General features: G+C 70.4%; 17 protein-coding genes. 11 read left to right on the forward strand and 6 right to left on the reverse strand.

Annotated elements, in window-relative coordinates:
* Positions 1–53 precede the first annotated feature (53 nt).
* The 3 genes from E3O50_RS02805 to E3O50_RS02815 form a co-directional block, all read right to left on the reverse strand.
* Complete coding sequence (locus E3O50_RS02805; protein WP_134560024.1) at positions 54–1124, reverse strand: SDR family oxidoreductase; 1071 nt, start codon at positions 1122–1124, stop codon at positions 54–56.
* The gene (locus tag E3O50_RS02810; protein ID WP_134560026.1) at positions 1121–2791 is read right to left on the reverse strand and encodes an FAD-dependent oxidoreductase; all 1671 of its coding nucleotides are present in this window, start codon (positions 2789–2791) and stop codon (positions 1121–1123) included. Before E3O50_RS02810 ends, E3O50_RS02805 begins: the two co-directional genes overlap by 4 nt.
* Before the next feature lie 128 nt (positions 2792–2919).
* On the reverse strand, positions 2920–3711 hold the full coding sequence (locus E3O50_RS02815; protein WP_134560028.1) for an IclR family transcriptional regulator: 792 nt from the start codon (positions 3709–3711) through the stop codon (positions 2920–2922).
* A gap of 50 nt (positions 3712–3761) precedes the next feature.
* Here E3O50_RS02815 and E3O50_RS02820 point away from each other — a divergent pair, with 50 nt between their 5' ends.
* From E3O50_RS02820 to E3O50_RS02830, 3 genes are all read left to right on the forward strand, one after another.
* Positions 3762–4571, forward strand: coding sequence for an IclR family transcriptional regulator (locus E3O50_RS02820; RefSeq protein ID WP_134560030.1), 810 nt, complete (start codon positions 3762–3764; stop codon positions 4569–4571).
* An 81-nt stretch (positions 4572–4652) separates the two neighbouring features.
* Positions 4653–6125 (forward strand): HAMP domain-containing sensor histidine kinase, encoded by a 1473-nt coding sequence (locus E3O50_RS02825; protein ID WP_166790687.1) that lies wholly within the window; start codon positions 4653–4655, stop codon positions 6123–6125.
* Entirely contained in the window at positions 6122–6778 is a 657-nt protein-coding gene (locus E3O50_RS02830) for a response regulator transcription factor (protein WP_134560034.1), read from the forward strand. Before E3O50_RS02825 ends, E3O50_RS02830 begins: the two co-directional genes overlap by 4 nt.
* A 71-nt stretch (positions 6779–6849) precedes the next feature.
* Here E3O50_RS02830 and E3O50_RS02835 read toward each other — a convergent pair whose 3' ends face one another.
* Together E3O50_RS02835 and E3O50_RS19035 are read right to left on the reverse strand one after the other, a co-directional pair.
* Positions 6850–7365 (reverse strand): hypothetical protein, encoded by a 516-nt coding sequence (locus tag E3O50_RS02835; RefSeq protein WP_134448880.1) that lies wholly within the window; start codon positions 7363–7365, stop codon positions 6850–6852.
* A gap of 125 nt (positions 7366–7490) precedes the next feature.
* On the reverse strand, positions 7491–7886 hold the full coding sequence (locus E3O50_RS19035) for a hypothetical protein (protein ID WP_166790688.1): 396 nt from the start codon (positions 7884–7886) through the stop codon (positions 7491–7493).
* A 249-nt stretch (positions 7887–8135) separates the two neighbouring features.
* On the opposite strand from E3O50_RS19035, the gene E3O50_RS02845 reads away from it, so the two are divergent.
* The 8 genes from E3O50_RS02845 to E3O50_RS02880 are packed head-to-tail and all read left to right on the forward strand — an operon-like array spanning position 8136 to position 16326.
* A complete protein-coding gene (locus E3O50_RS02845; protein ID WP_134560038.1) occupies positions 8136–9317 on the forward strand; it encodes a 4-hydroxybenzoate 3-monooxygenase in 1182 nt (393 codons plus the stop codon).
* Between the two features lie 42 nt (positions 9318–9359).
* Positions 9360–10136: a protocatechuate 3,4-dioxygenase subunit beta gene (gene pcaH / locus E3O50_RS02850; RefSeq protein ID WP_134448883.1), complete on the forward strand. Its 777-nt coding sequence runs from the start codon at positions 9360–9362 to the stop codon at positions 10134–10136.
* Positions 10129–10713 carry a protocatechuate 3,4-dioxygenase subunit alpha gene (gene pcaG, locus E3O50_RS02855; RefSeq protein ID WP_134560040.1) on the forward strand — a complete coding sequence of 195 codons (585 nt, stop codon included), beginning with the start codon at positions 10129–10131 and terminating at the stop codon, positions 10711–10713. Before pcaH ends, pcaG begins: the two co-directional genes overlap by 8 nt.
* A 22-nt stretch (positions 10714–10735) precedes the next feature.
* Positions 10736–12250, forward strand: a complete 1515-nt coding sequence (locus E3O50_RS02860; protein ID WP_166790979.1) for a lyase family protein — start codon at positions 10736–10738, stop codon at positions 12248–12250.
* The gene (gene pcaC, locus E3O50_RS19900; RefSeq protein WP_134559304.1) at positions 12247–13581 is read left to right on the forward strand and encodes a 4-carboxymuconolactone decarboxylase; all 1335 of its coding nucleotides are present in this window, start codon (positions 12247–12249) and stop codon (positions 13579–13581) included. Before E3O50_RS02860 ends, pcaC begins: the two co-directional genes overlap by 4 nt.
* A 21-nt stretch (positions 13582–13602) precedes the next feature.
* Positions 13603–14427, forward strand: a complete 825-nt coding sequence (locus tag E3O50_RS02870; protein ID WP_134559306.1) for a CoA transferase subunit A — start codon at positions 13603–13605, stop codon at positions 14425–14427.
* Position 14428: 1 nt separating this feature from the next.
* Positions 14429–15106 (forward strand): 3-oxoacid CoA-transferase subunit B, encoded by a 678-nt coding sequence (locus E3O50_RS02875; RefSeq protein ID WP_134448888.1) that lies wholly within the window; start codon positions 14429–14431, stop codon positions 15104–15106.
* The gene (locus tag E3O50_RS02880) at positions 15103–16326 is read left to right on the forward strand and encodes an acetyl-CoA C-acetyltransferase (protein WP_277870850.1); all 1224 of its coding nucleotides are present in this window, start codon (positions 15103–15105) and stop codon (positions 16324–16326) included. The genes E3O50_RS02875 and E3O50_RS02880 overlap by 4 nt, the downstream gene beginning before the upstream one ends.
* A gap of 96 nt (positions 16327–16422) precedes the next feature.
* Here E3O50_RS02880 and E3O50_RS02885 read toward each other — a convergent pair whose 3' ends face one another.
* The gene (locus tag E3O50_RS02885; protein WP_134559308.1) at positions 16423–17931 is read right to left on the reverse strand and encodes a M17 family peptidase N-terminal domain-containing protein; all 1509 of its coding nucleotides are present in this window, start codon (positions 17929–17931) and stop codon (positions 16423–16425) included.
* Positions 17932–17998 lie beyond the last annotated feature (67 nt).

Consider the following 17998-nt stretch of genomic DNA (forward strand, 5'->3'; position numbering starts at 1 on the left):
GCCTGGTGGGGTTGGGGCGGGTGGTTCGGGTGGTGCGGGTGGTCTGCCCTGGGTCAGACGGCGGTGTATCCGCCGTCGATGACCAGTTCGGAACCGGTGCTGAAGCGGGATTCGTCGCTCGCGAGGTAGAGCACGCCGTAGGCGATCTCGTCGGGTTCCCCCTGCCGGCGGAGCGGATTGCCCTCGACCAGCTGGCGGTAGTACGCCTCTGGCCCGACAGCGCTCATGTCGGCGGCCGTGCGGCTCATCCTCGTGTTCATCGAGCCGGGGTGGATCGAATTCACCCGGATGCCGTGCTCACCGTAGGTCGCGGCGTCGGACTTGGTGAGCAGCCGGACCGCGCCTTTCGTGGCGTGGTACAGCGGCACGCTCCTGCCGCCGGTGATGCCGTGGATCGACGAGAAGTTGACGATGCTGCCGCGCGACGCGGCGATCATGGCCGGGACCACGTACTTCGTCATGAGCCAGGTGCCCTTGACGTTCACGTTGAAGATCCGGTCGAACTCGGCGAGGGTCGACTCGTGCGAGGGCGCCGCGCGCCCGATGATACCGGCGGCGTTCACGAGGATGTCGGGAACGCCGACCGTCTCGAGTACCCGGGCCACGGCGCGTTCCACCTGTTCCGGGTCGGTGATGTCGAGTTCGAGGGAGGTGATTCCCGGCTCGTGCCACGGTTCGGCCGGCGGGGTGACGTCGAGGCTGACGACCACGGCGCCCTCGCGGGCGAGGAGCCGCACGCAGGCGCTGCCGAGGTCGCCGCTCCCTCCCGTGACGATGGCGATCTTGCCGTGCACCCGCCCCTTCCTCTGCTCCGCGTGCGTCGTGGCCGGTTCCGGAACGTCGAAATCGACGGATGCGATCTGCCGGGTGTGCGGGCTGGAGAGGGCGATCAGCGGGGTGTGCAGTGGATGCCCTGCGTACCCGGCCACGTCGGCGGCCGTGTCGAAGTCCGCGACGATCGTGCAGTCCCAGGACCTGGCCTGTCCGGAGAGGTCGCGGCCGACGCTCAGCGACCGGAGCCCCGGTACGTGACCGACGAGACCGTCGAGCCCGGCACGCCAGTCGTGTTCGATCGCGGGGGTGAAGCTGTCTTCGAACCGGAACAGCACCACGTGGCGGATCATCGGACGACCGCCGTCGCCGCAGCGTCGGCCAGGTCGGGGTAGCCGATCGGGCTGCCTGCGAGGGTGCGGCCGATCAGGTAGCCCATCGTCATCAGCGGCCCGAGGGTCGCGCCTGCGCCGGGGTAACCGGCCCCGTACGCGCTCTCGGTGGTGTTCCCGGCGGCGAACAGTCCACCGATGACGGCGCCGTCGATGTCGACGACGCGACCGACGCCATCCGTCGACACGCCTCCGCTCGTGCCGAAGGCGCCGTTGACGACCGGGAGCGCGTAGAACGGCCCGGTGGTGAGCGGGCCGAGGCTCGGGTTGGGGAAGACGTTCCCCGCATCGCCCCAGTAGGTGTCGTAGCGGCTCCGGCCCCTGCCGAAGTCTGGGTCCTCACCGAGCTCGGCGTAGTGGTTGAAGCGGCCGACCGTCTCCGTGAGGGCGGCCGGGTCGACGCCGATGCGCGCGGCGAGGTCGGCCAGGGTGGCGCCTTCGAGCAGCCACGCCGGCGTCGGCCGGCCGGCGCGGTGGCTCAGGACGCCGTAGCGCTCGAGGAAGGCGTGGTCGAAGACGACGTGGGCCGGCGTGTTCAGCGGGGCATTGGCCGCGGGGTCCCACGAGTGCAGGGCACGCGCGAGGTCGTTGTAATCCTGGGATTCGTTCGCGAAACGGCGCCCGTGTTGGTTGACCATGATCGAACCGGGACCCTGGCGTTCGAAGCGGAGCAGGGTGCCGACCTGTTCCCCGTCGCGGAGATCGCCGGGGATGACCGACATCGGCGCCCACCAGGCTTCCCTGGTCCCACCGGTCCGTGCACCGATGCGCTGGGCCATCCGGAGGCCGTCTCCGGTGTTCGACGGGGGAGAGCAGACGACGTGCAGCCGGGTCTGGAGCAGCCCGTCGGCGAGTTCCTTGTCCCACTCGAAGCCGCCGCAGGCGAGCACGACGCCGTCATTCGCGTGGAACGTGCGTCCGTCCACGACGACGCCCGTGACGCGCCCGTTCTCGACGACGAGGCGTTCGGCGCGGGCGTCGACGGAGAGGGTCACGTCGTTCCCGAGGCAGGAGGCGAGCAGCATGCTGACGAGCGCCTGCCCCTTGGCGACGAGGCCCGCCGCTTCCCGTGCCGCGAGTTCTGGCCAGGGGAAGTGGGTGAAGGCTCCCCAGGCTTCGTATTCCTGCATCGTGAAGGGCGCCCGGCCGTCGGTGCGCACGTGTGCCCGCACGGGGCCGAGCGCGGCAGCGGCGTCGAAGAGTTCGGGTTCGACGGTGCGTCCGCCGTCGAGGGCGCCGTCGAGATCCATCCGGTAGTCCGGGAAGTTATCAAGCAGCAGGAAGGCCGCGCCGAGCTCGCGTTCGACGTAGCGCAGCATGTCATCGCCGCTGTCGATCGCGGCATCGAAGAGCTCGTCCCTGCCCCGGCCCCTGGAGACCGCTCGCACGTACCGTGCGGCGTCTTCCGGCGAATCCGCGATGCCCGCGCCGCGGGCGAGATGGTTGGCGGCGACCCAGAGCATCCCGCCCGATACCGCCGAGGTCCCGCCGAGCAGGGCCGACTTCTCGACCACCAGCACGCTCTTGCCTTCGTTGGCCGCCGTCGCGGCGGCCGTGAGCGCCGCGGCGCCGGACCCCACCACCACGACATCGAATCGGTCCTGCGGCTTGCCCTGGAGAATTCGCATCGAATCCCACTCCCGTCGTCGTTGACACAAGAATTTGCGTTTCTGAAGACTGCCAACGGTCGGGGTCGCTCATCGTGCCCCTCCCATTCAATGGGAGGAATATTCGCCGGGGAATCGGGGCGTCCCGGTCAGACGGCCCGCGGCATCCGGCTTGTGCCGCCGCGCGGCCGGTCGGAGCCGAGGGCGCGGGAGATGCCGTGCGCCGCGGTCTTCAGGGCGGGCACGGTCGCCCGGAGGTCCTCCTCGCCGAAGGGGACGATCACGTTCAGCGCGGCGATCACCCGATCGCCGCGTTCGAACACCGGAACGGCGATCCCGGTCGTGTTCGGCACGATGATCCCGGGCACGGAAGCGTGGCCGAGCTGCCTGATCCCGGCCAGCAGCCGGCGCAGGGCTGCGGGTTCGGTGACGGTGTGTTCCGTGTAGCGCACGAGTTCCCTGCCGAGCACGTCGTCCTGGAACTCCGGCGGGGAGTATGCCAGGAGCACGAGCCCGGACGAGCACGCGTGGATCGGCAGCCGGCCGGCGATCTGGGTGATGTTCACCGCCGAACCGCGGGTCGTGAGCCGCTCGATGTAGAGCACGTTCTCGCTGTCGAGCAGGCTCAGGGTCGTGTGCTGCTGCACGACGGCGTGCACGTCCTCCATGAAGGGAAGCGCGATCTCGCGCAGGTCGGTGGTGCGCGAGCCCCGCGAGGCCAGCTCCCACAACCGGATGCCGAGGCGAACTCCTCCGTCCGCGTCGCGCTCGAGGAGCCGTTCGTCGAGGAGCTGCACGACGAGCCGGTGGGTCGTGGCGAGTGGGATGCCCACCCGGCGCGATAACGCGGAGATCGTCATGGACGAGCGATGGGAATCGAAGGCGTCGAGAATCGTCACGAGCCGGGACAGCAGGGAGTCGCCGGAGCGGGAATTCGCCATGGCCCCACAATATGCTGCCCGCCGGTGCGCGGGCGAGTAGCGTGGTGCTGATGTCAGGGAAGCCCGCACAGTCGAGGGGAACCGAGGACGCTGCGGCGTTCCCGGTCGATGACCGCGGCGTGGCCGCCCGGCTCTTCGCCATTCTCGACGCGTTCACCGCGCCGCCGGCGAGTTCGCTCACCCTCACCGCGATCGCGCAGCGCACCGGGATCCCGCTGACGACGGTGCATCGCCTCGTCGGCGAATGGACGAGCTGGGGAGGCCTTGCCCGCCAGGAAGACGGACGCTACGCGCTCGGGATGCGGCTCTGGGAGGTCGGGGTGCAGACCCCGACGGCGCGGAACCTGCGCACGATCGCCCTGCCCTATCTGGAAGACCTGTACGAGTCGACCCACGAGCACGTGCACCTCGCCATCCTCGATGGGAGCGACGCCCTCTACCTCGAGAAGCTGTCCGGGCACCAGGCCGTGCGGGTGATCTCCCGGGTGGGCGGCCGCCTCCCGCTGCACGCGACCGGGGTCGGACTCGTGCTGCTGGCCTTCGCTCCGAACGAGGTGATCCAGGCCTACCTGGCCGGGCCGTTGCCGCGGTTCCTGCCACAGACGGTGACCGACCCCGAGGAATTGCGGCGGCGCCTGGCCGGCATCCGCGCCCAGGGCATCGCCCGCATGTCCGAGGAGATGACGGCCGGTTCGAGTTCGATCGCGGCGCCGATCCGGGACCGCACCGGCCAGGTGGTTGCGGCCGTGTCTATCGTCACCCGCACAACGCCCCGGTCGAGCCCCGAGCAGGAACAGGCCGTGCGCGTCGCGGCCCACGGGGTCGGCAGGGCGCTCGGGTACCGCCGCGCCGCCGGCTGAGTGCGGATCAGCTGCGGACTGATTGCGGACTGATCGCGCGGGGATGCCCGCTCGATGGTTGCGGCAGTCGATAATGGGGGAATGCCCGTTGAGGAGCTCGTTCCCCGTGGTCGATGGCGACCCCTGCTGTCGGTCCGGGTGCGCATCCTGGCCGCCATCCTGGTCGTCACAGCGTTCGGCATGGCCACCGCGGGGACGACCGCGTATCTGGTGCAGCGCGAACGAACCCTGGATGCTCTTGACGCCTCACTGAAGGTGACGGTCGAGGACGCCCGTTTCATCGCAGGGGACTCCGGGCTGACCACGGTGGCCGGCGTGCTCGGTGCCGTCGTGCAGCGGGTGCGGCCGGGAACGAATGAGTCCACACTCGCCGTCATCGACGGTGCTGCGGCCTTCGCCCCCGCTGGGGACGTCGCCTTCCGCCTCGAAGACGACGCCGGGTTCGTCACGCGGATCACAGCCGAGACGTCGGGCGGAGCAGTCGTGCTCGGCACCGCGGTCGGGAACGGACGGGCTGTGCGCTACGTCGCGGCACCCGTCACCGTCGGCACGGACCCCGCCGCCGGGGTGTTCAGCGCCGCCTTCGATCTCGACGCCGAGCTGCGGCCCGTCACGGATGCCTTCCGCACCTACCTGGGAGTCGCCGCGCTGACCCTGGTCCTGCTCGGCCTCGTCGGCTGGCTGGTATCCGGACGTCTGCTGCGTCCCATCCGTGCCCTGCGTGAGGCGGCCGCGCGGATCACCGCGTCCGACATGAGTGAGCGCATACCGGCCTATGGCCGGGACGATGTCTCACTCCTGACCGAAACCGTCAATGGCATGCTCGACAGGCTCGATCACTCGATCACCAGCCAGCGTCGCCTGCTCGACGACATCGGCCACGAGCTCAAGACTCCGATCACCATCGTGCGCGGGCACCTGGAACTCATGAACGAATCCGACCCCGCCGACGTTGCAGCGACGAGGGCACTGGCGATCGACGAGCTCGACCGGATGAACGGCCTGGTCAGGGACATCTCCGCGCTCGCAGAAGTGCACAGGCCGGTGAGCCTGAACCTGGCGCCTGCCGACATCGCGGCCCTCACCGAACTCGTGCGCGCCAAGGCAGCTGCGCTCTCCGACCACCACTGGGTGTCGAGCCGGAGTGCCGCTGTCATGGCTACCGTCGACGCCGACAAGCTCACCCAGGCCCTGCTCCAGCTCGCGGCAAACGCTGTCAGTCACGGTTCGCCCGGAGGAACGGTCGACATCGGCAGCGCGGTCGACCGGGCGGCGGACGGCTCATCCCGGCTGCGGCTCTGGGTCAGGGACGACGGTCCAGGGATCAGTATCGAGGCGCAGGAACACATTTTTGAACGATTCACGCGTGGAGCGGTCGGACGGGGAGAGACCGGTTCCGGACTCGGCCTCGCGATCGTCGCGGCGATCGCCGACGCCCACGGCGGTTCGGTCCTGGTGACGTCGCAGCAGGGACAGGGCGCGACCTTCACGCTCGATATCCCGCTCCCGCCCCGAAGCGTCGAAGCGCCAGAGACCACGGAGGTCACCCCATGAGCCGCATCCTGATCGCAGAGGACGAAGCGCGGATCGCGACCTTCGTCGACAAGGGCCTCTCGGCGGCCGGGTACGCGACGTCGGTCGTGCGCACCGGACCTGACGCACTCGACTTCGCCCTCACCGGCGGATTCGACCTGATGGTGCTCGACATCGGCCTTCCGGGCATCGACGGTTACGAAGTACTCCGCAGACTGCGCGCGGAGGACTCTGCGCTACCGGTGATCGTGCTGACGGCGCGGGACTCTGCAGAAGACACCCTGGCCAGCCTTCAGGGCGGTGCCAACGACTACATGGCCAAGCCGTTCCGGTTCGATGAGCTGCTCGCCCGCGTGCGCCTGCGTCTGGCAGATGCCGCCAGAGTCCTCGAACCCGTCCTGGGCGTCCCTGGGCTCCAGCTCGACCTGCGTAGCCGCCGGGCGATCGTCGGTGATCACCAGGTGGACCTGTCGGCCAGGGAATTCGCTCTGGCCGAGGAATTCCTGCGCAACCCCGACCAGGTGCTCAGTCGGGAGCAGCTGCTCAGCCGGGTCTGGGGGTACGACTTCGATCCCGGTTCGAACGTTGTCGACGTCTACGTCGGCTATCTCCGGGCCAAGTTCGGCGCCTCGCGCATCGAAACGGTCAGGGGAATGGGCTACCGGCTGCGCTGATCGCGCTGAGCCGGCAGCCCATTTCCCGTCCTCGGCGACGAGCCCGGGCGGATATCGGTGTTCGGGGAGTTCTAGCCGTTGCTGCCGTGCCCGGAGTTGTCGTGCCCGGTGCTGTCGTGGCCGGAGCTGTCGTGGCCGGAGTTGCCTGAGCCGGAGTCGGTGGAGCCGGAGGTGTCCGTTCCGTGGTCGTCGCCGACGTCGTGGGTTGCGGGGTCGTCGACGCCGTGGTCATCGGTGCGGACCGGAGTCGCAGGCGTGGCGGGCACGGCCGGGGCTGCGGAGTGGTCGTCGCCGACGTCGTGGGTGGCGGGATCGTCGGCTCCGTTGTCGTCGGTCGTGACGGCGGGGGTCGTCGGTGTCGGCGTGGCGGGGTCGGTCGAGTGATCGTCGCCGAGGTCGTGGGTCGCCGGGTCGTCGGTGCCGACGATGGTGCCGGGTGTGGTCGTGCTGGAACTGCTGGTCGGCGTCGGGATGACGTCGCCGTGCCTGCCGGTGTCTGCCTGTGCGGTGGCGATACCCGCAGACAGGAGCCCGGCGAGGCCGAGGGTGGCGAGTGCGAGGGAACTCTTCTTTGTCAGGTGGGCCATGAGATGTCCTTTCGACGGCGCCGGGACCGGCGCTTCAGCGGATGTCACTGAGTGCTTCCACTCTGCGGTGTGGTTCTAAGCCCGGAAGGAGACGCCGGTGAGAGCTCTCTTAGCGTTCGGGCGGTTCAGTCCTTACCGCTGCTCCCACTGCTGCCGCTGCCACCGCTTCCTCCCGATCGGTTACCGCCGTGGTCGTCGACGACAACCGGCGTCGGGGCAGGCACCAGCTCGGGCACGGGTGCGGTGGTCGGTATCGTGGCCGGGACCGTGCCCACCGACGGCGCGCCGGTGGAGACCGCGCTCGGCGCGACGACCGGGGCGTCGCCCGTGGCGGGCGGCTGGGTTCCGACCGTGACCCCGGGAACGGTGAGCGGCGTCCCCGCCTGGTCCGCGAGCGCGAGGGAGCTCACCATGGCTGCGGCAAGGCCGGCGGTGGCGACGACGACGATGAGTGCAGCCCCGGCGAGGCCGGCACGCGTCCGCCGCCGACGACTGTCAGGTGCTGGGATGGGCTCGCGCATTGATCTGCTCCTATTCAGCGGGGGAAGGCTCCACAGCCAGTGTGCCGTCACCGGGCGTCGGGGTCATCATCCGACAGTGTGCCTGTCCTCGATGAGGCAGACGCGAGACGCGTGTGAGAGCTTTCTTAGAAAGACCTGCTTGCCGTGAGTCCAGCCCGCGATCTTTCACTCAGTGGAAACGGCTGCGCTGGAGGGTTGCTGACTCCGCAAGATGGTGCGATCACCTGTCATCGTCGCTAGGAGAACCCCGTGTCCCCAGAAAACACCCGTGTCGCCATCATCGGCGCAGGCCCCGCCGGTCTTCTCCTCAGCTGGGCGCTGCGGGACGCCGGAATCGACTCGATCGTGGTCGAGAACCGTTCGCAGGACTACGTGCTCGCCCGGATCCGGGCCGGCGTACTCGAGCAGAGCGCCGTCGAGACCCTCACCCGCCTGGGGCTCGGCGAGCGGATCAGGACCGAGGGCCTCGAGCACGACGGCATCTACCTGCAGTTCCGGGGCGAACGCCACCACGTCGACTTCCAGGAGCTCATCGGCCGCAGCGTCACGGTGTACGGCCAGCAGGAAGTCGTCAAGGACCTCATCGCGGCGCACAACGCCGCCGGCTCGACGATCTACTATGAGGCGGCGGATGTCGCCGTGCACGCCCTCGAGTCGAGCGCGCCGCGGGTGACGTTCACCCACGCGGGCGAGGCCCACGAGATCACGGCGGACTTCGTCGTCGGCGCCGACGGCTTCCACGGCGTCTGCCGCGCGAGCATCCCCCGCGAAGCCATCACGCTCTACGACCGGAGTTACCCGTACGCCTGGCTCGGGATCCTCGCGAACGTGGCTCCGTCGACCGACGAGCTCATCTATGCGCTGCACGAAGACGGCTTCGCAATGCACTCGATGCGTTCGCCGCACGTCTCCCGGCTCTACCTGCAGGTCGACACCGCGGACTCGCTCGACCAGTGGCCGGACGAACGGATCTGGGAGAACCTGCACGCCCGGCTCGGCGTGCCGGGCTGGACCCTCCAGGAGGGCGAGATCACCGACAAGTCGATCACGCCCATGCGCAGCTTCGTGGCGTCCCGCCTCGCGTACGGCAGTCTCTTCCTCGCGGGGGACGCCGGACACATCGTGCCGCCGACCGGGGCGAAGGGCCTCAACTCCGCCATCGCCGACGTCACCATGCTCGCCGCCGCCCTCGCCGCCCACTACGCGGACGACGACGCCCTCCTCTCCGGTTACGGCGAGGCGGCGCTCCGCCGCCAGTGGCGCGTGCAGCAGTTCTCGCAGTGGATGACCGACCTGCTGCACCGCAACAGCACCGACCTGCAGACGATGGAGTTCGACTACCAGAGCCAGCTCGGCCGTCTCGACTACGTCACGGGCTCGGTGCACGCCCAGCGCGAGCTCGCCGAACAGTATTCCGGACTCCCGTTCTAGCCCCGCACTCCCGACCCCATACTCCCGAGAGGAATCAGCGACATGACCGATACCACGTCACAACACGAGATCTCCGCAGAGATGCAGGCCATCGAGGCGGAAGCCAGGGCCCGCGTCGCGGAGGGCAACGCCCCGGAACTGCACCCGCGTCGCGACTACCCTCCCTATCGCAGTTCGATCCTGCGGCACCCGACCCACGAGCTCGTGCGGGCGGACCCCGAGGAGATCGAACGGCACTCGCCCGCCTTCGGGCACAGCGACGTCAGCCCCCTCGAGAGCGACCTGACCATCCAGCACAACGCCGAACCTCTCGGCGAGCGGATGACGGTGTCCGGGCGGGTGCTCGACGGCGAGGGCCGCCCGGTGCGGCACCAGCTCGTCGAGGTCTGGCAGGCCAACGCCGGCGGACGCTACGTGCACAAGCGCGACCAGCATCCCGCCCCGCTCGACCCCAACTTCACCGGCGTCGGCCGGGTCATCACGGGGGACAACGGCGAATACTCCTTCACCACGATCAAGCCGGGACCCTACCCGTGGCGGAACCACCTGAACGCGTGGCGGCCGGCACACATCCACTTCTCCCTCTTCGGTACCGCGTTCACCCAGCGCCTGATCACCCAGATGTACTTTCCGGGCGACCCGCTCTTCGCGCTCGACCCGATCTACCAGTCGATCACAGACCCCGCAGCGCGCGCCCGGCTGATCGGCGTGTACGACCACGACCTGAGCGTGCCGGAGTTCTCGCTCGGCTACCGGTGGGACATCGTGCTCACCGGTCCGAAATCCACCTGGATGGAAAGTGAAGAAGCCCATGACTGAGTCGCCTGCCGCCCGGTACGTGCAGACCCCCGCGCAGACCGTGGGCCCGTTCTACGGGTTCGCGTTGCCGTACGACGGGGGAGCCGAGCTCGTGCCCGGCCACCACCCGCACGCGATCCGGCTGCACGGAACCGTCTTCGACGGCGCAGGGGAACCGGTGCCCGACGCCATCCTCGAAATCTGGCAGGCCGACGAGACCGGCGCCTTGCGGACCGAACGGGGCTCCCTCGCCCGCGACGGCTTCGGCTTCACGGGCTTCGGCAGGGCGGCCGTCGACTTCGGCGGTCACTACACCTTCACGACGGTCGAGCCCGGCCCGGTCGCGGGCGGTGCGCCGTACGTGCTCGTCACCGTGTTCGCCAGGGGGCTCATCCACCACCTCTTCACCCGGGCCTACTTCCCCGGGAATGCGGAGCTGAATGCCACGGATGCCGTGCTCGCCGCGGTCCCGGCGGACCGGCGGTACACCCTCGTCTGCGTGCAGGAAGGGACCGGGCCGACGGGCGCTGCCTCGTACCGGTTCGACATCCGCCTGCAGGGCGAGAACGAGACCGTGTTCCTGGATTTCGATGCCTGAGTCAGTGCTGCCTGAGTCTTCGATGCCTGAGCCCATTCTCGACGTCGGGCTGCTGGCTCCGCTCGACCACGGCAGCCGGGCGCGGGCGCTCACGAGCGACGCGGCCTGGCTGCAGGCGATGGTCGACACCGAGCTCGCCCTGACCAGGGCGCTCGTCGACGCAGCACTCGCCCCCGAGTGGATGCTCGGCGTCTGCGACACTCTCGCCGACGCCGGTGCGCTCGACCTCGGTGCGATCGCGCGGGAGGGACGCGGCGGCGGCAACCCCGTGATCCCGCTCGTGAAGCACCTCGGGCTCGCCGCGGAACGCGTGCGTGCAGGGGCCTCAGACCACATCCATGTCGGCGCCACGAGCCAGGACGTCCTCGACACGGCGGCGATGCTCGTCGCCGACCGGGTCTGCGGCGAGCTCGCCGACCGGCTCGGGGAATTCGCCGCCGCGCTCGCCGTGCTCGCGGGGCAGCACCGGGACACGATCATGGCCGGCCGCACCCTGGGCCAGCAGGCCTCGCCCACGAGCTTCGGCTTCGTGGCGGCCGGCTGGCTCGACGCCGTGCTCACGGCCGCGACCGCGCTCGCCCGGGTGCGCGCGGGGCTGCCAGCGCAGCTCGGCGGCGCCGTCGGGAACCTCGCCGTGCTCACCGCCATCGCCAACGCCCGCTCCGGGGTCGCCGGGCCGGCGGCATCCACGTCGGGCACCCCGGCCGTCGAGGTCGTCACGGACCGGTTCGCCGCCCGGCTCGGGCTGCGCCGCCCGCTGCTCAGCTGGCACACCGACCGCCTGCCGGTCGTAGAACTTGGATCCGCGCTCGCCGCGGTGACCGGGGTCGCCGGGGCGTTCGCCCTCGACGTGTCCGTGCTGTCCCGCACCGAGATCGCCGAGGTGAACGAGCGGCTCGGTGCGGGACAGGGCGGCTCCAGCGCGATGCCGCACAAGCGCAACCCGGTGACGGCCGTGCTCGTCACGGCCGCAGCGCGCCAGACCCCTGCTCTGCTGGCGTCGCTCTACGGCAGCCTGCTCGCCGAGGACCAGCGCCCGAGCGGAGCCTGGCACGCCGAGTGGCAGACCCTGCGCGAGCTCGAGCGGCTCGCGGTTTCCGCGGTCAGCGGAGCGGCCGACCTCGCCGGGCGCCTCGACGTCCACCCCGGGCGGATGCGGGTCAACCTCGAGTTCACCGACGGGCTCGTCTTCAGCGAACGCGTGACCACCCTGCTCGCCGAGGCCCTCGGGAAGACCAGGGCCTTCGCACTCGTACAGCGTGCCGCCGAGGAATCCCACGAGACCCGGCGACCGCTGCGGGTGACGCTGGGTGGCATGCTGGCAGCAGAGGGCGCCACCGGGGGAGTGACCGACGCACTGCGGGACCGGGCCTGGGCCGCATTCGACGCGGACTCCGGCCTTGGCCAGGGTTCGTCAGCGATCGACCGGGTGCTCGCCCGATACCGGGCACACGTCGAGGCAGAAGTGCCTCGTGAACCGGCAGTGCCTCGTCAACCGGCAGTGCCTGCCCACCCAGCACGGAAGGTTGAACGATGACCCAGCCCTTTCTTCGTGGCACGATTCGCCCTGGCCCGGCTGGCCGGGCTGGCCCGGCTGGCCCGGCTGGCCCGGCTGGCCGGGCGTCGCTGCTCGTTCTCGGACCGTCGCTCGGCACCACGACGACGCTCTGGGACCCGGTCGTCGACGCCCTCGGCGCCCTCGGCGACCCGGCACATCCGGACCTGCGGGTGCTCAGCTTCGATCTGCCCGGACACGGGGTCAGCCCGGCCGCGCGGGAACCGTTCACGGTCGCCGAACTCGCCGACGCGGTGATCGCGCTCGTCGACTCCGCGACGGCCGCCGCCCTCGGTCCGGACGCGGCACCGGAGTCCTTCCACTATGCCGGGATCTCGCTCGGCGGAGCGGTCGGGCTCGAGCTCGGCATCCGCCACCCCGGGCGCCTGCTGAGCCTCACCGTCGTCTGTTCGGCGGCACGGATCGGCACAGCGGAGGGCTGGCACGAGCGCGCCGCACAGATCCGGGCGAGCGGAACGCCCTCGATGGTGATCGGCAGCGCCGAACGCTGGTTCGCTCCGGGGTTCCTTGAGCGCGATCCCGCGGCGGGTGCCGGTGCGCTGAACCGGCTGCTCGACATCGACGACGAGTCATACGCGCTCTGCTGCGAGGCGCTCGCCGGCTTCGACGAGCGCGACGCGGTCGCCGGCATCGCCGTGCAGACGCTCTGCGTCGCCGGGGAACTCGACCTCGCCACGCCGAGTGCCCTCGTCACCGAACTCGCCGCGGCCATTCCCGGCGCCCGGTTCGCCGAGATCGCGGGAGTCGCCCACCTGCCCTCCCTCGAGCGGCCGCGGGACCTCGCAGGCCTGCTCAGGGAACAGCTCGCGGCGACGCCCCCGGCAACGTCTGCGGAGCAGCCGATCGGACAAGCCGTGGCCCAGGATCCCTCCGCACGAACGGCGGCCGAGGTGTACACCGCGGGCCTGGCCGTGCGCCGGGCCGTGCTCGGTGACACGCACGTGGATGCTGCGACGGCCGCGATCACCCCGGAGACCGCCGACTTCCAGGACTTCATCACCCGATACGCCTGGGGTGAAATCTGGACCAGGCCCGGCCTCGACCGGCGCACCCGCAGCTTCCTCACCCTCGCCTGCCTGATCACCGGCGGCCACGAGCACGAGCTCGCGATGCACGTGCGCGCCGCGCTCACCAACGGGCTCAGCCGCGCCGAGATCAGCGAGGCGATGCTGCATACCGCGATCTACGCCGGGGTGCCTGCCGCGAACTCGGCGCTCTCGATAGCCCGCACGACGTTCGCCGCCCTGGACGCGGAGGCCGCCGCCTCTGCACCGACCCCGACACTTCCCTGAACCGGACCGAAGGACTGCTCCATGGATAAGACGTTCACCTCCGCGGCGGCCGCCGTCGCGGACATCCCAGACGGCGCTTCCCTCGCCGTCGGCGGCTTCGGCCTGGTCGGCGTGCCGATCGTGCTGATCCGCGCCCTGCTCGACCGGGGCACGACAGACCTCCGGGTCGTCTCCAACAACTGCGGCGTCGACGGCTGGGGACTCGGTGAGCTGCTCAGGGAGGGCAGGATCAGCAGGGTCATCGCGTCATACATCGGCGAGAACAAGGACTTCGCGCGGCGCTACCTCGGCGGGGACCTCGAGGTCGAGCTCACCCCGCAGGGAACCCTCGCCGAGCGGCTTCGCGCGGGCGGCAGCGGCATCCCGGCGTTCTTCACCGCGAGCGGCGTCGGAACCCTGGTCGCCGACGGCGGCCTGCCCTGGCGCTACGGGCCAGACGGGGAGGTGCTGGTGTCCTCGCCGCCGAAGGAGACCAGGGTGTTCTCCTCGCTCGGAAAGACGCAGGAATACGTGCTCGAGGAGGCGATCGTCACCGACTTCGCCCTGGTGCGCGCCGCTCGCGGCGACCGGCACGGCAATCTGGTCTTCGAGAAGTCGGCCCGCAACTTCAACCCGCCGGCAGCGATGGCCGGCCAGATCACCATCGCCGAGGTCGACGAGCTCGTCGAACCGGGCGAGATCGATCCGGACGACGTGCACCTCGCCGGCATCTACGTGCAACGGATCGTGCAGCTGAACCACGCGGATGCGCATGACCTCCCGATCGAGAAGGTCACGACCCGGCCACGGCCGGGAGACGCCGCCGCGGCCGCGGCATCCGCCCATACCGCCAGAACGGAAGGCTGACATGCCCCTGACCCGCAACGAGATGGCGGCCCGAGCCGCGCAGGAACTCGCCCCCGACAGCTACGTCAACCTCGGGATCGGCCTGCCGACCCTGATCCCGAACTTCCTGCCGGAGGGGGTGCACGTCATCCTGCATTCGGAGAACGGGGTGCTCGGCGTCGGGGCGTACCCGTGGGAGGGCGAGGAGGACCCGAAACTGATCAACGCCGGCAAGGAGACCATCACCGTCAATCCCGGTGCGGCGTACTTCGACTCCGCGCAGAGCTTCGGCATGATCCGTGCCGGAGTCATCGACGTGGCCGTTCTCGGCGCGATGCAGGTCTCGGAGACGGGAGACATCGCGAACTGGGCCGTGCCGGGCAAGATGATCAAAGGTATGGGCGGGGCGATGGACCTCGTGCACGGCGCCGATACCGTGATCGTCGTGATGGAGCATGTCACGCGTGCCGGCGAGCACAAGATCGTGGCGGAGTGCTCCCTTCCCCTGACCGGCAAGCACGTGGTCACCCGGATCATCACCGACCTCGCGGTGATCGACGTCACCGGGGAGGGGCTCGTGCTACGGGAGGTCGCTCCGGGTCTCACCGTCGCGGAGGTGCAGGCCGCGACCGGGGCGCGGCTGCTCGTGCCCGCGGAACCGGGCGTCATCCGCACCCTGCTGTCAGGGGTCGGCGCATGAACGAGCGGATGCGCGAGGTCGTCATCTGCGAACCGGTGCGCACCCCGATCGGGCGCTTCGGCGGGATGTTCGCCACGGTCGCGCCGGCCGACCTCGCCGCCGCCGTGATCGCGGCCCTGCTGGAACGTACCGGCATCGACGGGGGTGTGATCGACGACGTGATCCTCGGGCAGGCCTACCCGACCGCGGAGGCGGCATCCGTCGCCCGCGTCGCCGCCCTCAACGCCGGCCTGCCGGTGACCGTCGGCGGGCTCCAACTCGACCGGCGGTGCGGCTCCGGCCTGCAGGCCGTGCTCGACGCGGCGATGCAGGTGCAGACCGGCATCAGCGACGTCGTCGTGGCCGGCGGGGTCGACTCGATGAGCCAGGCGCCGTTCTACACCGTCGATTCCCGTTTCGGAATCACGGCCGGGCCGGGCCTGCTGCTGCGCGACGCGCTCAGCCGTGGCCGGGAGACCGCCGGCGGCCGCAACTACCCGGTTCCCGGCGGCATGCTCGAGACCGCGGAGAACCTGCGCCGGGAGTACGGCATCGGTCGTACCGAGCAGGACGAGCTCGCCGTGCGGTCCCAGCAGCGCGCCGCGGCGGCCGTTGCAGAGGGCCGCTTCGACGCCGAAATCGTTCCGGTCACGGTTCCGGGGCGAAAGGGCGCCGTCGTCGTCTCCCGCGACGAAACCCCGCGGCCGGACACGACCCTGGCCGGTCTCGGCGGGCTGCGTCCCATTCTCGTGAAGACGGATGCCGCCGCGACGGTCACCGCCGGAAACGCGAGCGGGCAGAACGACGCCGCCGCCGTGTGCCTCGTGACGACCCCTGAGCGCGCCGCGGAGCTCGGGCTCACCCCGCTCGTGCGCCTCGTGACGTGGGCAAGGGCCGGCGTCGAGCCCTCGCGGATGGGCATCGGGCCGGTGCCCGCAACGAAGAAGGCCCTCGAACGCGCAGGCCTCACCCTCGCGGACATTGACCTGATCGAGCTCAATGAGGCATTCGCCGCGCAGGTGCTCGCGGTCAGCCGGGAGTGGAAATTCACCGACGCCGACTGGGAACGCACCAACGTGAACGGTTCCGGCATCTCCCTGGGTCACCCCGTCGGTGCCACCGGCGCACGCATCCTGGCGACCGCGAGCAGGCACCTGCACCGCACCGGGGGGCAGTACCTGCTCGAGACCATGTGCATCGGGGGTGGACAGGGCCTCGCCGCCGTCTTCGAACGGGTGTGATGGGAGGCGATCGCTGTCCGGTCGCTCGGGCCGGGCATCCGGTGCGCGCAAGCCGAAGCAGGAGCCGACCGTGCGCTCCGCAGTTGGCGGCCGTGCTCAGGCGGCCGGGGGCCGGAACGCGAGCGCGAGCTCGACGAGCAGGCGGGCTCCGAAACCGGTCGGTCCCTTGGTCCGCCAGGAGTCGTCGGAGTCCGACTGCATCGGGCCGCACATGTCGACGTGCGCCCAGGGGGTGTCGCCGACGAAGTCCGCGAGGAACAGGGCAGCGGTCGTCGCGCCGGCGAACGGCCCGCCGAGGTTCGACATGTCCGCGACGTCCGAGTCGAGCTGGTTGCGGTAGCGGCGGTCGAGCGGAAGTTGCCAGACTGTCTCGTCGGTGAGGTCGGATGCCGCGCGCACCTGGTCGATGATGTCCTGGTCGTTGCCGAACAGCGCCGCCATCATCGGGCCGAGCGAGACGAGCGCGGCCCCGGTGAGGGTCGCGAGGTCGACGATGGCGTCAACGCCCTCTTCGGTGGCGAGGACGAGCCCGTCCGCCATCACGAGCCGCCCCTCCGCGTCGGTGTTCTTGACTTCGACGGTCGTGCCGCCGCGGATCGTGAGGACGTCACCCATCGCGGTCGCCGAACCGGAGGGCATGTTGTCTGTGCACATCAGATAGGCGGTCACGGCGTTCGTGCAGCCGAGTTCTGTGAGCGCAGTCATCGCGGCGAAGATCGCGCCGGCACCGGACATGTCCATCTTCATCGCGAGGTGCGTGACATCGCCCGGCTTGAGAGCGATCCCGCCGGAGTCGTACATGATGCCCTTGCCGACGAGGGCGAGGTGCCCGGTCGGCTGTTCGGAGGGGCGATACCTGACCTCGATCATCCGGGGCTCTTCGATGCTGCCGGCATTGACGCCGAGGAGGCCGCCGCAGCCGAGCTCGATGAGTTCCGCCTTGTCGAAGACGCTCACCTCGAGCCCGAATTGCGGTGCGAGAGCCTCTGCGAAGTCGCCGAAGACCGTCGCCGTGAGATGGGAGGGCGGGGCGGCCGCAAGGTCGCGCGCGAGGGCCGTCGCCCGGGCGAGGGCGAGGCCGCGTGCGACGCCGCCTGCGTGTGCGGTGCTCCCGACGAGGTCGAGCGCTTCGAGGGGAATGTGGGTGGTCGCCGTTTTGAGTTCGAGGTAGCGATAGCGTGCGAGCACGGCGCCCTCGACGACGGCCGCGCTGGCCGCGACCGGGTCGAGCCCGCTCGCGGCGTCCAGGAGGTCCGTCGCGAGACGGCGTCCCTGCCGGCCGGCCCTGGCGAACGCGGCGGCGGCGTCTCTCAGGGTCGCGGTCGTGAGCAGACCCTGCGCGCCGACGCCGATGGCGACGAGGGTCGGTGCGGATGCCTGGGGGAGCACGAGCGCCTGGCCCACCGCACCGGTGAACCCGGCCTCCGTGAGCGCGGCACGGTCGAGTCCGATCGCCGCGGGGACGGGGCCGTCACTCGAGACGGCGTAGCCGGCGATCGTGGCGCCCTGACCGAAGTCGGGCGTGATCTCGACCCGCGTGCGCAGGTCGAGGGAGGGTCCGGGAGCGAAACTCGCGGGGATCAGTCTGTGGGGCTGGTGGGGCATCGGTGAACCTCGTTCCGGCAGTCGGTTCGGCGGAGCGGGGATTCCGCCGGCGCCAGCATACTGCCGG

The sequence above is a fragment of the Cryobacterium sp. MDB1-18-1 genome (assembly GCF_004402735.1).
GTDB lineage: Bacteria > Actinomycetota > Actinomycetes > Actinomycetales > Microbacteriaceae > Cryobacterium > Cryobacterium glucosi.

Bases quoted from the DNA above. Each gene is read 5' to 3' on its own strand.
- E3O50_RS02805 (WP_134560024.1), bottom strand. From the start codon at position 1,124: ATGATCCGCCACGTGGTGCTGTTCCGGTTCGAAGACAGCTTCACCCCC.
- E3O50_RS02810 (WP_134560026.1), bottom strand. From the start codon at position 2,791: ATGCGAATTCTCCAGGGCAAGCCGCAGGACCGATTCGATGTCGTGGTG.
- E3O50_RS02815 (WP_134560028.1), bottom strand. From the start codon at position 3,711: ATGGCGAATTCCCGCTCCGGCGACTCCCTGCTGTCCCGGCTCGTGACG.
- E3O50_RS02820 (WP_134560030.1), top strand. From the start codon at position 3,762: ATGTCAGGGAAGCCCGCACAGTCGAGGGGAACCGAGGACGCTGCGGCG.
- E3O50_RS02825 (WP_166790687.1), top strand. From the start codon at position 4,653: ATGCCCGTTGAGGAGCTCGTTCCCCGTGGTCGATGGCGACCCCTGCTG.
- E3O50_RS02830 (WP_134560034.1), top strand. From the start codon at position 6,122: ATGAGCCGCATCCTGATCGCAGAGGACGAAGCGCGGATCGCGACCTTC.
- E3O50_RS02835 (WP_134448880.1), bottom strand. From the start codon at position 7,365: ATGGCCCACCTGACAAAGAAGAGTTCCCTCGCACTCGCCACCCTCGGC.
- E3O50_RS19035 (WP_166790688.1), bottom strand. From the start codon at position 7,886: ATGCGCGAGCCCATCCCAGCACCTGACAGTCGTCGGCGGCGGACGCGT.
- pcaH (WP_134448883.1), top strand. From the start codon at position 9,360: ATGACCGATACCACGTCACAACACGAGATCTCCGCAGAGATGCAGGCC.
- pcaG (WP_134560040.1), top strand. From the start codon at position 10,129: ATGACTGAGTCGCCTGCCGCCCGGTACGTGCAGACCCCCGCGCAGACC.
- E3O50_RS02860 (WP_166790979.1), top strand. From the start codon at position 10,736: ATGCCTGAGCCCATTCTCGACGTCGGGCTGCTGGCTCCGCTCGACCAC.
- pcaC (WP_134559304.1), top strand. From the start codon at position 12,247: ATGACCCAGCCCTTTCTTCGTGGCACGATTCGCCCTGGCCCGGCTGGC.
- E3O50_RS02870 (WP_134559306.1), top strand. From the start codon at position 13,603: ATGGATAAGACGTTCACCTCCGCGGCGGCCGCCGTCGCGGACATCCCA.
- E3O50_RS02875 (WP_134448888.1), top strand. From the start codon at position 14,429: ATGCCCCTGACCCGCAACGAGATGGCGGCCCGAGCCGCGCAGGAACTC.
- E3O50_RS02880 (WP_277870850.1), top strand. From the start codon at position 15,103: ATGAACGAGCGGATGCGCGAGGTCGTCATCTGCGAACCGGTGCGCACC.
- E3O50_RS02885 (WP_134559308.1), bottom strand. From the start codon at position 17,931: ATGCCCCACCAGCCCCACAGACTGATCCCCGCGAGTTTCGCTCCCGGA.